The following is a 15,297-nucleotide window of genomic DNA, read 5'->3' on the forward strand; positions in this document are numbered from 1 at the left end:
ACGAGGTGGAAGGCATCGACCACCCGGAAAAGCTCAGCACTGACATCGCCACCCAATGCCGCAACAGTTTTAACCAGCCGGTGCGCGTGGAAATCAACACCGAAAGCATCCATGGCAAAGCGGTGCTGGTGGTGCATGTGCCCGAGGCGCAACCGCAAGATAAACCGATCTTTTTCAAGGCACAAGGCCTGCCCAAAGGCGCATTCCGGCGCATCAGCAGCACCGACCAGCATTGCACCGACGACGACCTGGCCGTGTTTTATCAAGGTCGACAAACCGAAAGCTTTGATGCCACGCTGGTCGCCGACACCAGCCTGGACGACCTTTCGCCAGAAGCTATTGCCGACTACCGCCAGTCCCGCGCCGAAGCCAACCCCGATGCCGAAGAACTGCGCTGGAGCGACGAAGACCTGCTGCAATCATTGGGATGCATCCGGCGCAACCCGCAAGCGGTGTGGCAGCCCACCGTGGCTGGCCTCATGCTGTTTGGCAAGCCGGTGGCGCTGCGCCGCTGCTTCCCCATGATGCGCGTGGACTATATCCGCGTGCCGGGCCGCGAGTGGATACCCCAGCCCGACCGACGCTTTGACACCATCGACCTGCGTGACCCGCTGCTGCGCCTGGTTCGCCGCGCCCAGGCCGCCATACTGGACGACCTGCCCAAAGGCTTTGCCTTGGATGAAGGCGACCTGCAACGGCGCGACACACCCGCCATTCCTCTGCGCGTGATTCGTGAGGCACTGGTCAATGCCCTCATGCACCGCAGCTACCGCAGCCACAGCCCGGTGCAAATCATCCGCTACGCCAACCGGCTGGAGATACGCAACCCCGGCTTCTCGCTCAAATCACAAGACCACCTGGGCGAACCCGGCTCGCAACTACGCAACCCCAAAATTGCCGCCGCCCTGTACGACACCCGGCTGGCCGAAACCAAAGGCAGCGGCATCCGCGTGATGCGCGAAAGCATGGAGCAAGCGGGCCTGACCCCGCCCTTGTTTGAGTCAGACCGGGGCAACGACCAGTTTGTGGCCCGCTACTTCTTCCACCACTTTCTGGGCGCAGAAGACATTGCCTGGCTGGCCCAGTTCAAAGACCTGCACCTGAGCGAGGACGAGGCCAAAGCCCTGATCGTGGTGCGCGAGGCCGGAGCGCTCAACAACAGCACCTACCGCGAGCTGACCAAAGTGGACACCCTGACCGCCAGCCAGTCCCTGCGCCGCCTGCGCGATGCCGGGCTGTTGGCCCAAAAAGGCCGCGGCTCGGCGACTTACTATGTACCGACGGAGAGGTTGGTAGATAGCGGCTTATCTACCAAGCCAGAAGTCTTATCTAGTAACCCCGACGGCTTATTAAGTAACCCTTCGGGCTTATTAAGTAACCCCGCAAGCTTATTGAGTGAGCCCCCGGAGTCAGCATTCGACGAAGCTCGCCGCCGCGAACTTCTGAATGGCTTGCCAGGCGCACTGGCTGCCAGTGTGGGCGCCATCGGGCAGAGGCACCCGCCCGAAGATGTCCGTGCCCTGGTGATCGCCTTGTGCCAATTTCGGGCATGGCGAACCGAAGAACTGTCAGACCTGCTGCGCCGTCGCCCGGAAACCATCCGCCAGCACTACCTGCGCCCGCTGATGCGCGAAGGCCGCCTGACGATGACCAATCCGCAGGAGCCAAACGACCCGCAACAGGCGTATCGGGCGGTGGCTGCTGTTCAGCCCTAAGCCACCTGCTGAAAACCCAAATCAGGCCGGGCTGTTTTAGCGGTTAGATGCGTCACCGTTGGCCCGCCCAACTGGCGCGCCGCGCGGGCCACATAGGTGCGGTGGCAGGCGGAATAGTCGGCCTCAAAACACACCAGACAGGCCGGGGTGGCCTGCGCGATCTTGACCAGCTCACGCAAGGACGCGTCTTGCGTCTGGATGTACTTCAAAAAATCCCGCGTGTAGGTTTGCCAATTGCCATCGGCCTTGTATTGGTTGCGGATGGGCTTGGGGCAACCCAGGGCGGGGGCGTGCAGATAGGCAATGCCATGCGTTGCCAGGGCGGCGCAAAAAGCTGATTTTGAAAACCCTTTTTTGCGCGACAGAGGCAGTTCACGAACATCCACAACGGTTTTCACTTGTGCTGCTTGCAGGCGGGCAATGAAGGCCTCAATGGTCAGGCCTTCGTAGCCGAGGGTGAAAAGCGATGCTTGCATAGGGTCTGGTGCCGATGTTCAGGATCTGATTTTCGATGTGCGGGTCGTCAAGCCGTCAAAGCGGGCAGAAAGACATCCAAATTGCCCCATTGCTTGTCAGTGACCATCACAAAATGGCAGGTCCCGCCTGACAGTTTGGCCCAGAGCCCACCAATATCCCGGTCGTCTTGTGCATCCGTCCAGCCGTTCGCGCCTTTGTATTCCACGATCAGAAAAGTGTCGTCGTTGAGCTTGCAAACAAAGTCAGGGTAAAAGCGCCCGGTGGCTTTCTGGAAGAAGAATGAAGCACCCTCACGCCGTGCCAGATTACGCACCCAATATTGCAGCCTGCCCTTTTGGGCCTGGGTGTCCAGCCACGCCGCGCATTCAAATTCTTCTTTGCTGTCGAAGTCGCCAATGCGGCTGTAGAAGTGTTGGCGGAATCGGTATTGACCAAACCGACCGTCATAGTCACGGCTGGGTGCATAGACTTCCGGACGGAAGTCATAGACGAATGTGTTCGATACGCTGACCCGCTCTTCGGCAGCTTCACCAAACAAACTTTCCTGATACGCCTGTTTGACGGCCAGGCTGCGAAGCTCCCGAATGCGCGCCTCCAGCAAATTGCGCAGCAAGAACTTTTGCAGGTTGGCTCGGCCCAGATTGAAACCTGGTTGCGCCAACAGATCAGACAGCCAGCCTGACACAAACGCCAATTTGCTCGCATGGGTGAGTGAGGGCTCTGGCAGATTGGTACACAACCATGCCGCCAGCCTGATGCTGTCCCAATGCTCCGGCGTATAGGCCAAGCCAAGATCGCGCTGCAAATTGGGCATGAACTCCTGAACCAGTTTGCCGCTGGCTTCATCGATATCAATCACACCGCCCTCGCTCACCGTCAAAGCGGCGCCGAGCTTGGACAAATTGTCGGGCGTGGGTTTGGCGTCGAACAGCGACAACTCCCATGGGTAGTCCAGCACCTCGGGGTCATCAAACAACTGCAGTTCACCTTGCACACGCAGCGCAAGCTGAGGCACCAGCAGGGTCTTGCCTTCCTCCGCCGGGGTTTTGAAGAACTCAATGGCCGTGGTTCGGCTCTCTGTGGCGGCGGCTTCAATCGCGGCCTTGGCCAGTGGTGTCGCCACAAGCTGCTTCAAGGCATCGGTCTCATCCGGGGTCAGCGGCGCATGAATCGTCAGCGTACTGGTTTTTCGATCAAACCCGACTTTGTCATTGATGGCGCCGCGCAGGTCCTTTGGCAAAGCCTTCAGGTCGGGTGTCTCATGCAAGGTGACCACCACCGGGCGCAGCTCCACCCGGCTGCCCATGGCCTCGGGGTCAAAAATTTGCTGCTCTTGCCGTGCAGCGGTCACAAACTCAGCCACGTCTTTGCGGTCAAAGCCCGAGCCCTCCACCAGCCGGTCGCGCAGTGCGGAGGCGGTCTCAAAAAAGCTGCGAGACACCACCAGCGCATAAGACTGATTGAGCTCCTTGGCAGCGCGATGCACGGCACCCGGCTGGCGCAACACGCGCCCCAGCAACTGTTCGACCGACGTGGCCGACTGCAGCGAGGCCATGCTGACCAACACATAGGCAAACGGGCAGTCCCAGCCTTCGGCCAGCGCCTTTTGGGTAATGACAAACTTGACCGGGCAAGCTGGGTCGCTGATGCCCAGTTTGTACTTGGCGTCCACCGCCTCCAGACCTTTTTCGTCGCTGGTCGCCACAATGATTTCGTCGGCCGGAATGCCGTGGTTGGTCAGCAGCTCCTGGCGCACGCGCTCAAAGTCCAACTTGTCCAGGCCTTCGCGGCGCGGCTCGGACTGGATCAGCACAATGGGCCGCAAGTAGGGTGCGCCCTGGCGCTGCTCATCGTCGGCCAGTTTTTGCAAGCCGTTGCGCCGGGCAATGGCATCGCTCAAACACTGTTGCCAATTGGGTTCGGTCTCCAACACCACGGGCAGCTTGATCATCTGCTCGGCCTTAAGCTGCGATGCGCTCACGCTGTGCAGCACATTGCTGGGGGTGCGCGACATATCGGGCGTGGCGGTGAGCTCCATGATGCCGCTGGGGTTAAAGCGGGCCAGCATGTCAAAAGCCAGTTCGGTGCGGTTGTTATGCGCCTCGTCCACCACCACAAACGGGCGCCGCAGGCGCAACACATTGGCCAGGGAAAACGGCACCGTGTCGCCGTCCTTGAGCAAGCCCTGGCGCTGCGCTGGCGACAGGTTTTCAAAATGGTGCATCAACGCACCGCTGGACTCATACACCTTGCGGCTCTCTTCGTCTTCCACCTGAAACGCCTGCCGGGTGGCCACAATCACCACCGTGGAGGTGTCCAGCGTGGCCCGCGTCAAGCCTCTGGCCTCTGCCAAATCCAGCACCGTGATCGGGCCTGCCTCGCGCAGTGCAGCGTTGAGCGGGTGGTTGCGGTCTTTCAGGCCGCGCAGGGTTTGCTCGCGAATCGGCTTGCTGGGCACCAGCCACAGCACCACGCTGTGCGGCACGCGCAGCAAATGCGTATTCACCAGGCTCAAGCTTTTGGCAGCCAGCCAGGTTTTGCCGCCGCCCGTGGGCACACGCAGGCAAAAGTAGGGTGTGTCTGGCGCAAAACCGACCAGTGGCGTGTAGCGCAATCCCTGGCCCCACAAGTCTTCGGTGATGGCAGTGAAGGCAACTGAAGCCCGACCGAAGGTGTGGATGGCCTTGAAGTAAGCTTCCACACTGTCAAGCACGCCGCCTCGGTTGGCGGGGTCTTGCTGGTATTTTTTGGGTGTAAATTGGGTCATTGGTTTGTCGCTTTGCCTTTGCCAAAGACCTCTCCGGCGGGAATACCAACACTCTCCCCACGCCGATGCGCGTCCAGGCGCCGGATTGCCTCTTCTTGCCAAAGTCGTTCAATTTCAGGATCGGGCGGTGGCAGACTTGCTTGCAAGACTGCCGCCAAATCGGCGCGTTCGTGCGGCTCAAGCTGCAGTGCCAATGCAATCAAGGTTTTTACATTCACTTCAACTGCCTTCAAATTTTGATTGGAACCAGCGTCACTTGCCGCCCTTGTGGTTTTAGAGGCTGGGTAAAACTTGCCGCGCTCCAAAGCGGAAAAATCTTGCCTGCGGTATTCACTTCGCATCAGTCTTCACCTGCTGTTTTCAACATGGAACAAATCTCTCACAAGGCAGCGCAATTTACACCGCCAGCGCATAGGGCGTTTGTTTGAACGCAATTTGCTCGCGCTGCAGGCGCGGTGCGCCCAGGCGGCAGGCTGCGGCGTAGATGGTTTTGGTGCCGGCAAAGGGCGGCAGGATGTCAAAAACCGCCGCAGTCAACACATTGCCGCCGCCCACCGACTTGTCTTTCAAAATGCCGTTGTAGAGCAGGTAAATAGCGCGGCCCTCATGGGTGCCCAGGAAGGGACTCGAACTGGCCGCGCCGACATACCCCGTGCCGGTTTCGGCAAACCAGACAAACTCGGCCAGTTGCGCAAACGTCACGTCGTCACGGATTTGGCCTTGTGGGGTGAAAAGCGGCTCTTTCGACAGGGTGCAGAACTGAAAGCCGCCACCCGCTGGCGACAGGCCTGACACGGCATCACCCTTGGCATTGGTGTAGCCGTGGCTGACACGTTTGACGCGCTCGGCGGTGACGTTTTTGGCGATGTTGTCATCCATTTCAACCAGGATGAATTTGCGCGTGCCGCCGTCCTTTTCGTTTTGCATCAACACTGCATGTGCAGTGGTGCCACTTCCGGCGAAGGAATCGAGAACCAGGGCCTCTTTGTCGGTCGCCATCTCTATAAATTTCTGCAAAATTGTCTCGTCTTTAGGAAACTCAAATGCCTCGGCTCCAAGCAGTTTTGTGAGCCGTTCTGATGCAGATCGTGTTGGCTGGTACATCACACTCTGTGGGGTTAGGTTGTCGGTTTCGTGCAAGTACCTACGCACCATGATTGTTGAGGCCGTTACGAAAGTAATGCGTCCAGCTTCAACCAATTTGTCAAACGCTGCCTGATCAAACGCCCATCCACGATTAGCTCGCAATGGGATCACCGTATTTGTAAGCGGGTTCCTTAATTCAAACTTTCGGCCACCTGGCGCAGTTGGGTCGTCCTCCTTATAGGCGCCTCTTTTGTCAATGTATCGAAATCTTCGGTGTGCGAAGGAAGATGTTGCCTTGCTAGCACGGAACCACCCTGCAAGCGCTTCTGATGCTGAGTCGTAGTCTTCGCCGTGAAGTTTTTTCAATCGGGCGACTTCCTTTAGTACTGGCTCAGTGCCGTCCTTAGCTACCGTCCATTCCCGAGGCATAACAATGCGGCTTTTTCCGTAAAGCAAGACATATTCGTGATTTACACCGATCTGACGCGCATCATTTTTAAAAGCCCCTTCTAAGATCATTTCTGCTATGAAGTTGTGCCTACCAAAAACTTCGTCCATCAGCAGCCGAAGATAGGCAATCTCGTTGTCATCAATCGACACAAAAATCGCACCATCCTCCCGCAAAAACTGCCGCAGCAACACCAACCGGGGGTACATCATGCACAGCCAACGATCATGGCGGTCCAGCGTTTCACCTTCCTTTCCAACCACTTCGCCCAGCCATTTGCGAATCTCGGGGCTGTTGACGTTGTCGTTGTAGGCCCAGCCTTCATTGCCGGTGTTGTACGGCGGGTCAATGTAGATGCACTTCACCTGCCCGGCATAACGCGGCAGCAGGCTTTTCAGCGCATGTAGGTTGTCGCCCTGCACAATCAGGTTGCCACTGCCGGCTTCACCGCACGACAACACAGGCACCGGCTCCAGCAGCCTGAACGGCACGTCTTTGTGGTGTTTGACAACGGCGTCTTTGCCGATCCAGTTCAAGCTTGGCATTCAGGGTTCCATTTCATGTCCATCGCCCAGAGCATATCGCTCAAAATGGCACGATACGCCGCAACTTTGAAATTGGGCGGCATATCGTTGAATGCGATCATCTGACTTAAACATTGTCTTCCCGCTATTGAAGAAGAGCGCAAGCAGCTAGCAATTCATGAGGATCTGGCTGTCCATGCGCCAGTAGCACCCGCTTCAAAAAAGAAATTAAATTGCTGCGAATATTTCGTTTAATTCGATTAATGCTACTATTTCCCCATTGCAAATAGCCTTGCCTGGGCCGCTGCGCGAAGGAGAACCCCATGAAAGATCAAGAAATACTCGACCCCGCCAATGAAGCCGAGGCCGAAATGGCGGCGGTTGCCCACCAATGCCTGGTGACGGCGCTGGACCATTCCCATGCGGATCACATCAACATCATTCTTGATGTGCGCACGGATGGTGACCAAAAACACGAAACGCCCGTGCTAAAGCTGCCGCCGCGCGCCTTGCGCTTCTTTGCCGACGTGTTGCGGCAAATGGCCAAGCAAGAGCCCATGCTGCTGGTGCCGCAAAAACACGAACTCACGACACAGGAGGCGGCCAATTTTCTGAACGTGTCACGGCCCTTCGTAATCAAGGAAATCGAGGCCAATCGGCTCAAATGCCGCAAGGTCAACCGCCACCGCCGCATCGAATTTGAAGAGCTGCGCCGCTACCAGGCCGCGCAGCAACAACAATCGGAACAGGCCTTGCAAGACCTGACCCAACTGTCTGAAGAGCTGGGGCTGGAGTGAATAGGCCTCTATCTATCGGAATCTGTCTTCGATCTCCTTTAGATATCTGGTGCGTCGTTAATCAATCCCTTTTCAAATTCTCCCCCTTGCTTACTAAAACGCTTCACGAGATGGAAATTTTTTCCATCTATGAGCGATTCAGGCATATCGTTATCAACAATGATTACTTGGCACCTGCGATTATTTTCTCTAGCGTGCTCCGTAACTTCAACAATCTGTTTGAATATATTCTCATAGAGTTTTGGATCGGAAACTTCGGAGTCGTCATCATTTGAGCGGTACCTCCCGATGTTCTGACCGGGCGTGTCTATCATCAAAAAGCTAGGTAGATTGGACGGGGTAACTAAGAGGTATTGGAGGCGGCAGATAAAGGTGGCAATAGACGTAATTGTTCTGACGCCACCAGAAGACGTGTGGTAGTAAGGGATGCCGCGGAAGTGAGCTATAAATTTTTGATCGAAATACACGTTGCTTACTTTTTGAAGACCGCTCTTCTGCATGTGTGTACCCAAAAGTCTGGTAAGAGCCTCTATAACTTCCTCAAGTCCGACTAGCCCATCCTGGACTGCTTTAATGGCTCTTCGCAGATTCGAGATCAATGCAATTTTTGAATCTAGCCTTGAACCGATATCTTTGAATTTGTGGGCTATCGCGCTATTTCTCTCTGCTTGAGCTAATTCAACTTTCACGGCAGTCTTAGACGTTTCAAGCGCCTGAATAGCAGAAATAAGTGGAGAGATATTTGTGATGTTATTTTCGTCAAATCCTCTCGTCGCCTCTTTCAACATGGATGTGAGCAGGCTTTTTCTGTCCAAGCTCTCTTTTTGCTGCTCTCGAAGCTGGATCAGTATTACTTGAATGCCAGCGTCTCTATTTTTAAGTGATTTAGTCTGATGATCAAGGTCTTCGTCTTCAACCACTGCAGATGAAAGTGCCAATTCACTTGAACACAACGGGCATGGAACAGTCCTGCTCTCGCTTTTCGATATATTCATTACAGATCTGGATAGCTTTGAAAGATTAAGAGCATCCAGATCAAATCTATATGTATTGCTAAGTCTCACATAATTTTCGTACTTAGACTCTATTGATAAAAGAGACTGATCGAGTGCATCCATTTCCTGGCGAATTTTGCCGACAGATTTTGAGATCTCTAGACCAACATCTGTAGACAACGCGAAGTCCTTCTTTAAAGCCTCCACAGCGTCGTCAATCTCACTTATTCGAGACTCCTGCACTTCCACAGCATCATGAGTTTGCTCAAGCTTATCGACGGAAATCGCGACATCCTGCAAGAATTTTCGAATAAAAGACTCGCTTCGCCCTAGTTCCTTTTGCTCGTTAAGTTCGGCTGCTAGATCCGACTGAAGCTCGGCCAATTTGTCATCGTGGATATTAAATACAAACTTTTGAATTTCGACATTTTTGTTGAAGACACTTGGATTTTGGTAGTCCAACAAAGCATCAGAGCCAACCCTTGTTTGCTTGAGATACAAAAGCTTCATCAAATCGCGAAAACTCAATCGATCCGAGTCTGAATCTTCTCTCAATCTCGATTCTTTAATCTTTACTTTTGGTATTCCGAGGGAATCCAAGATGAAGTCAGAAATCCAACCGTCTGGCATCGTTTTTGCGGAGGATGCTGACATTAGCATTGGAAATTTTGTGGAGCGAAGGTCGAAGGTACCAGTGTGAACCTTTATCGGGGCATCTTCGTTCAGGATGTCCCTTTCTAGCGTAAATATGCTGCCGTTTAGATCAACTTCTAACATGGCTGTACGGCCATGGGAAGCCATCTCTTGGTATAGAAGGTTAACGTTCTTCCCGCCTAAGCAATAGTCAATCAAATTCAAAATGCTGGACTTGCCGGAGTCCATGTCGCCCCAGATTAAGTTTAGCCCCTCCTCAAATTTTGCGAAGTAAAGCTTTGACTTGCCTTGAACGATGAGCTGCTTGACTACAAGATACGGGCTAGTTTCCATTTGAAGCTTTCAGAATGATGTTGTGGAGCACGTTTAGTGACTTCCCCATTAAAGGTAGGAGTTGTTCCACTTCTAGTTTCCACCGTTGCACTAGTCCTATCTCGTCAATGGGTGGAAATTTCAAGCATTGCAGTATTACTTCTCCATCACGTCTCTCGAACGATGCATATTCTGATTGGATCAACAAGCTGCATGTTTTGGAAAAATCCGTCAAGTCTTGTAGGCTGCCGAATTCAATATTGTCTTGGTACAAAAAATCATCGATATTTAGAATTTGCTGTGTCCTGCCAGAAGAGGTGAGAAACCTTTGTTGGACATTAGGATTGCACAGCAGAAAATCAACAAACGCCGCCTTCCCAATAGACACACCAGTCCTAAACTTTGCATTTTTTGAAAGAAGCGATATCACTACCCACCCTCTAAAAAGTTTCACGTAAAACTCATCGCGAAAATCGACGACCGTGAAGTTGTTCATGCCATAGCCTTCTTTATCTTCGCAAAGTATTCAGCATCATCAGACCAAATAACTGTTTCTCCCATGTCATTTGCCAGCTGATGCAGCAACCCCTTCTTGTGCAAAAAGTTGAGCGATGCCACGCTAGACTTTAGAGCGAGGCTGTCTTGGGCAGTAATTTCCGAATGGATTTGTGCAAATACGTGATTCGGCGTGCTGTTGGTCCCAAAGAATTCGTTATATTTTTGCTTGTAGATGCTCAGCACTTTTTGCTGTAGTTGACGCATCTCTTCGGCGTCGTTTTTGTTCGCGGCCTTGGAAATGATCTCCGCATTGAAAAAACAGTCTTTTGCATCGTCGACACCTTTTGGCCCGATGTCGCACACGATCATCTTCAACACAAATATTTCCTTGTTGTAGTCCGGTGTTGCCGTAGTCGTGGCAGTGTTGATCGTACTTGCCATGGTTTGTGCATAAGCGATGTCTTTCAAAAATTTATTTACGGCTAGATAAGACAAATCTTCACGAGATGGAGGTTTGCAAATTGAACTGTGGTCGTGATCTACCACCGCTTTTTGTTGGGCGGTGACGGTAAAAGGGATAGCACTCGGTTTGGGAACGCATTCGTCATGTTGTGCAATCATGTACAAGGTTGTTGGCAGCTGGTTTTTGTGCTGTGTCCATCGATTGTTTAGTTCATCCGAATATTCGGATAGCGGAGCAAGCTCCTTTGCATTTATGTTGCTTGTCGGTGCAAGCAACAGCGCACTTAGCGAACCTTTATGCGGAACAGCCATTGATATGAATCCAATGGTTTTCGGACCATTCCCTGTTTCATAGTTCAATATTTGGTCTTTAGCAATGAGTCCCCCCATGCTGTGAGCGATCACCACGACTTCCGAGTATTCGCTTAAGGTAAAACGCAAGTGTGTTGAGAATCCCTGACTGAGATTGGCAATAGTCTGATTCCGCTTAATCCTCCCCCCCATTTTTGGAAGGCCTGGGATGGAAGAGACTAAAGCTAAAAGTTTTTGTACCGCTGCGGAGTGTTGCAGCGCTGTTATTTTGGTGAAATATTCATACTCAAAGAAATCAAACTCCTGATTTAGTTGAGGATCAGCTTTCAACATTTCCTTAAAGCTTGTGCCTGTCGCATTTCGCCACGTGGCGGCGCCGCCTGTAAATCCGTGAATAAAAACCACCGCTGTCTTCATTGAGCCCTCCTGAGTTTTTTGAGAATATTCTTAGACGGTAGTTGACAAGCATCGGTCGCTGAGCGATGGTTTGTCATGATTCCAGCCGTTTGCCAAAGTCGGCGTTTCCACTGACCGTTGTGACCAACTTTTGTGTAGCCCGCGTAGCCGCCACATAAAACACCCGCGCGGCTTCCTGCTCGTCTTCGCCCTTGGCGGGCATGTGCCCCACGCCGGGCAGCGCCACCACGGGGAACTCCAGGCCTTTGTTGACCTTCATGTCTTCACGCATCATCCAAGTCCCCCAACAACACCCCACGCCATGCCAGGCGTTCGCGCGCCTCAAGCAACGCTGCATGCAGCTTTTTCTCCAACTCCGCTTTGGGTGGCAGTTCGGTCCAGTATTCGGCCACGGTGATGCCGTCTTTGTGCATTTGCAGCAGCTCCACTTGTTCGCGGCTGGATTCGGCGCACAGGATGAGGCCGATGGGCGCTTCCTCACCCGGCTGGCATAAAACTGGCGGGCCTGCGAGTTTTTGAGTGCAACGATGGCCACCATGTGGCTCCAGCTCAATTGTCGTGACAGTGTCGCGACAATCTCGGGCAGCGGGAAGGCCTGGGCAAACTGCACCATGCGGCGCAGGTTTTTGGCCTCAAACCCACGGCCAAACTCTTGTGCCAACTGCTCGCCCACGGGCTTGATCAGCTGGTCACCGTACTTGGCGCGGTCAGCACCGCCCAGCACTTCGGTGCGCAAGCGTTCGCCCACACTCCAATACAGGCGGGTCAGCTCGGCATTGACCGCACCGGCCAGGCGCTGGCGGCTGCTGGCAATCAGCGCGCGCAGTTCGGCGTGCAGTGCGTTGGGTACTAATTCACTCATGTCCCATCATGCCTTTCCTTCCACGCGGCAAGCACCAAAGGCCGGATGCCAAACCGTACCGCATTCCCAGGGTGCAAGGCTGCGATCTCTTGCAATACCAGCTTGGTGAAATGGGCCTTGTCGGGCGCGGCGACCGTGGACGGCAGCCTGGCGTTCACGGTGGCATCGGTTGCGGCCTCGTCGTTTTGAACGATGGCCGCCACCACGTCGCTCAAGGCCTGGCGATAACGCAGACGAAAAATGTCCGGCGGCACCAGGTTTTGCTTGACCGCCACGTATTGCTGGCATGAGCGCTCGTAGGCCCAGACGAAAACGTCACGCAGAAGCTCGATGCGATTGAGTTCATAGACACCGATCATGGCATCCACGTAGGCCTGTTGCGACACATCGATGAAGGACAACGGGCACAAGTTGTGGCGAATGAGCGGTATGTTGGCCGCCAGCCGTGACACGCGCTTGTTCACATCCTCAAACGGCTGCAGGTAAGGCAAATGCACCATCAGAAAAAAAGCCTGCTCGAAGGGGTCGCCAATTTCCGCCGCCATCTGGATGACGATGCCAAACAGTTCCTCCAGCCGCTGCGGCAAGGCCACCGGCAAATACACGCTGCCGCCGATCTCTACCGCCCGGCAGCGCAGGCGGCCCACCGCTGTGGGGTCGGCCATCAAGCCATCCGACAAAAAGGCATGCAGCGCGACGATGCAATCGGGCGTCACTTGGGCGTGGGCGGGGTCGAGCACCAGGTATTCAATGGCCTGCTTGTGGTTCAGGATCATCTGGGTTTCCAGCGCGTTCTTGCCTTCGGCGGCCTGGCCGAACTCGATGAGCCGCTCGGTGTCGAGCCGGCTGTAGGTGTTGCCCTCCAGTTGCGAAGAGGCCCAAGACAGGTCAATTAGCAAGCGGTTGAGGATGTCACGCGCAAAGGTGCCAGCGGGTGTTTGTTCAGCGCGCGCGCTGCCCATGGCATGCAATTGATCTCGCAGACTTTGCGGCAAATAGGCCGTGTGATTGGGGTGGTACTGCTCCAGAAACGCCAGTTTGTAACCCACCGGCGGGCGCATCGCACGGGGTTGGCGCACGTAGGCTTTGATCTCTTCGCCTTGCGGCGACGTTGGCACGTAAACCTCGGCCAAAACTTGCACAGAGCCCAGCGGCGACGGGGCGGAAGCAAAACCTTGCGTGACGTGCACATAGCGCACCGCCCGTGCTTCGCCCAACATCTGAATCCGACCTTGCGCAACCAACAAGGCTAATCGGCGCTGCAAGGTGCGGCGCGTCAAGCTATTGCCCTGCGACTGGATAGCCTCTATCCCCAGGCCATCGGCTTGTGCAGCAATCAGCGCAACCAGTTGGTCAAGCTCGGTTTGAGGGGTGACTCGCGGCATATGCTCAGGTTTTTGCTGGAAAGCCGACAGTATCGCGCCACTTAAAGTGGCGCGCAAGGGTTATTGCGACAAATAAAGTGTCACCGCTCAGTGATGATGCCCGTGCGCCCCATGCACATGGCCGTGGGCCAGTTCTTCGGGCGATGCCGCGCGCACGTCGGTCACTTTCAGGCTGAAGCGCAGCACTTTGCCGGCCCAGGGGTGGTTGCCGTCGAGCAGCACGGTGTCGCCCTTGATCTTGACCACATGGAACACCTGGTCGCGCCCATCGGCGGTGCGGCCCTGCAATTGCCCGCCCACTTTCACGCCCGGCGGAAAGTCGCGGCGCGGCATGGTTTGCGCCAGGCTTTCGTCGCGCAGGCCGAAGGCGTCTTCGGGTTGCAGCAGCAGGCTGGTTTGGTAGCCCACCGTCTGGCCGTCCAGCGCGGCCTCGATTTTGGCCAGGGTGTTGCCGTAGCCTCCATGCAAATAGGCCATGGGTTCCTTGGCTTCTTCGATGAGTTTGCCCTGGGCGTCCGCCACTTTGTAGCGCAGGGTCACAACGGTGTCTTTTTCGATTTTCATGGGTGTTGGGTGAGGTGGATGGTTCAGCTGCGCATTCTCGCGCAACGCAGCCGGGTGGTGCCGCCTTGCCAACAGCAGCCACTTGCTACCATTGCCGGCATGAACCCAACTGCTCGCCCGCGCATCCTGCTGACCACGCTCAACGCGCGCTACATCCACGCCTCGCTCGGCCTGCGCTACCTGCTGGCCAATCTCGACCGGCATGGCGGCGCGGGCCTGCGCGCGCTTGCCGAACTGCGCGAGTACACGATTTCCCGGCCGACGCAGGAGGTGGTGGCGGACCTGCTGGCCACGCTGGGGCCGGCATCAGACACTGCACCACAGATCGTGGGTTTTGGCGTGTACATCTGGAACGTGACGCAAACCACCGAGGTGATCCGTCTGCTCAAGGCGGCGCGGCCCGACCTCAAAATAGTGCTGGGCGGGCCGGAGGTGAGTTACGAGACCGAGCAACAAGCCATCACGCGCCTGGCCGACCATGTGATCACCGGCTGGGGCGATGTGAGTTTTGCCAAACTATGCCGCGCGCTGCTGGACGGCCCGCAGCCGCTCATGAAGATCATCCCCGGCGAGCAGCCGCCGCTGGCCGAGCTGGTGCTGCCTTACGGCGAATACAGCGCGGACGACTTGGCGCACCGGCTGCTGTACGTGGAGGCCTCGCGCGGTTGCCCTTTCAAGTGCGAGTTTTGCCTGAGCGCGCTCGACAAGACCGCCTGGGGTTTTGAGTTGGACCGGGTGCTGGCGGCGCTCGATGGTCTGTACCAGCGCGGCGCGCGCACCTTCAAGTTTGTCGACCGCACCTTCAATCTGAAGATCGAGCATTCGGTGCACATCCTGCAATTTTTTCTGGATGTCATGGCGAGCCAGTCGAGTCGGGCGCCGATACCGCACACCGACCCTGCACCGGATCCCGTCACTGCGAGCGAAGCGCGGCAGTCCATGCAGCCTGAAAGTCATGGATTGCCGCGCTTCGCTCGCAATGACAGCCCAAACGCAGGCCTCTTTTTGCACTTTGAGGTGAT

The 15,297-nt window shown here is 55.4% G+C and carries 12 protein-coding genes and 2 pseudogenes; 3 read left to right on the forward strand and 11 right to left on the reverse strand.

Translation table 11 applies throughout. The features are described from left to right. Window positions 1–1,715 (forward strand): ATP-binding protein (locus NDI87_RS11870; RefSeq protein WP_296275441.1); only part of this gene is annotated, 1,715 nt, incomplete at its 5' end. On the opposite strand, the gene NDI87_RS11875 is transcribed toward NDI87_RS11870, so the two are convergent. From NDI87_RS11875 to NDI87_RS11890, 4 genes are read right to left on the reverse strand one after another with little or no spacing between them, the layout of a single operon-like run. Then, entirely contained in the window at window positions 1,712–2,191 is a 480-nt protein-coding gene (locus NDI87_RS11875) for a DUF488 domain-containing protein (RefSeq protein WP_296275442.1), read from the reverse strand. The two genes, NDI87_RS11870 and NDI87_RS11875, sit on opposite strands and share 4 nt — an antisense overlap. 47 nt (window positions 2,192–2,238) lie before the next feature. Further along, on the reverse strand, window positions 2,239–4,959 hold the full coding sequence (locus tag NDI87_RS11880; RefSeq protein ID WP_296275443.1) for a DEAD/DEAH box helicase family protein: 2,721 nt from the start codon (window positions 4,957–4,959) through the stop codon (window positions 2,239–2,241). Next, window positions 4,956–5,300: an addiction module protein gene (locus NDI87_RS11885; RefSeq protein ID WP_296275445.1), complete on the reverse strand. Its 345-nt coding sequence runs from the start codon at window positions 5,298–5,300 to the stop codon at window positions 4,956–4,958. Before NDI87_RS11885 ends, NDI87_RS11880 begins: the two co-directional genes overlap by 4 nt. A gap of 55 nt (window positions 5,301–5,355) precedes the next feature. Further along, window positions 5,356–7,038, reverse strand: coding sequence for a site-specific DNA-methyltransferase (locus NDI87_RS11890; RefSeq protein WP_296275447.1), 1,683 nt, complete (start codon window positions 7,036–7,038; stop codon window positions 5,356–5,358). A gap of 302 nt (window positions 7,039–7,340) precedes the next feature. Here NDI87_RS11890 and NDI87_RS11895 point away from each other — a divergent pair, with 302 nt between their 5' ends. Further along, window positions 7,341–7,814: a helix-turn-helix domain-containing protein gene (locus NDI87_RS11895; protein WP_296275448.1), complete on the forward strand. Its 474-nt coding sequence runs from the start codon at window positions 7,341–7,343 to the stop codon at window positions 7,812–7,814. 38 nt (window positions 7,815–7,852) lie between these two features. On the opposite strand, the gene NDI87_RS11900 is transcribed toward NDI87_RS11895, so the two are convergent. From NDI87_RS11900 to NDI87_RS11930, 7 genes and pseudogenes are all read right to left on the reverse strand, one after another. After that, window positions 7,853–9,796: a hypothetical protein gene (locus NDI87_RS11900; RefSeq protein ID WP_296275450.1), complete on the reverse strand. Its 1,944-nt coding sequence runs from the start codon at window positions 9,794–9,796 to the stop codon at window positions 7,853–7,855. After that, on the reverse strand, window positions 9,786–10,271 hold the full coding sequence (locus tag NDI87_RS11905; protein ID WP_296275452.1) for a hypothetical protein: 486 nt from the start codon (window positions 10,269–10,271) through the stop codon (window positions 9,786–9,788). Before NDI87_RS11905 ends, NDI87_RS11900 begins: the two co-directional genes overlap by 11 nt. Continuing rightward, window positions 10,268–11,464 (reverse strand): ABC-three component system protein, encoded by a 1,197-nt coding sequence (locus NDI87_RS11910; RefSeq protein ID WP_296275454.1) that lies wholly within the window; start codon window positions 11,462–11,464, stop codon window positions 10,268–10,270. Before NDI87_RS11910 ends, NDI87_RS11905 begins: the two co-directional genes overlap by 4 nt. A gap of 73 nt (window positions 11,465–11,537) precedes the next feature. Further along, window positions 11,538–11,714 (reverse strand): annotated as a pseudogene (locus NDI87_RS11915) (3'-5' exonuclease); the annotation flags it as partial. Window positions 11,715–11,996: 282 nt separating this feature from the next. Beyond that, window positions 11,997–12,326 (reverse strand): annotated as a pseudogene (locus NDI87_RS11920) (DUF1016 N-terminal domain-containing protein); the annotation flags it as partial. Next, window positions 12,323–13,711: a Fic family protein gene (locus NDI87_RS11925; protein ID WP_296275456.1), complete on the reverse strand. Its 1,389-nt coding sequence runs from the start codon at window positions 13,709–13,711 to the stop codon at window positions 12,323–12,325. The gene NDI87_RS11925 and the pseudogene NDI87_RS11920, both read right to left, overlap by 4 nt. 87 nt (window positions 13,712–13,798) lie before the next feature. Then, the gene (locus NDI87_RS11930; RefSeq protein WP_296275458.1) at window positions 13,799–14,275 is read right to left on the reverse strand and encodes a peptidylprolyl isomerase; all 477 of its coding nucleotides are present in this window, start codon (window positions 14,273–14,275) and stop codon (window positions 13,799–13,801) included. 99 nt (window positions 14,276–14,374) lie between these two features. Here NDI87_RS11930 and NDI87_RS11935 point away from each other — a divergent pair. After that, window positions 14,375–15,297, forward strand: a 923-nt coding sequence (locus NDI87_RS11935) for a cobalamin-dependent protein (RefSeq protein ID WP_296275461.1), incomplete at its 3' end; no start/stop codon positions are given.

Origin of the sequence: Rhodoferax sp., assembly GCF_023701345.1 — a bacterium.
GTDB lineage: Bacteria > Pseudomonadota > Gammaproteobacteria > Burkholderiales > Burkholderiaceae_C > Rhodoferax.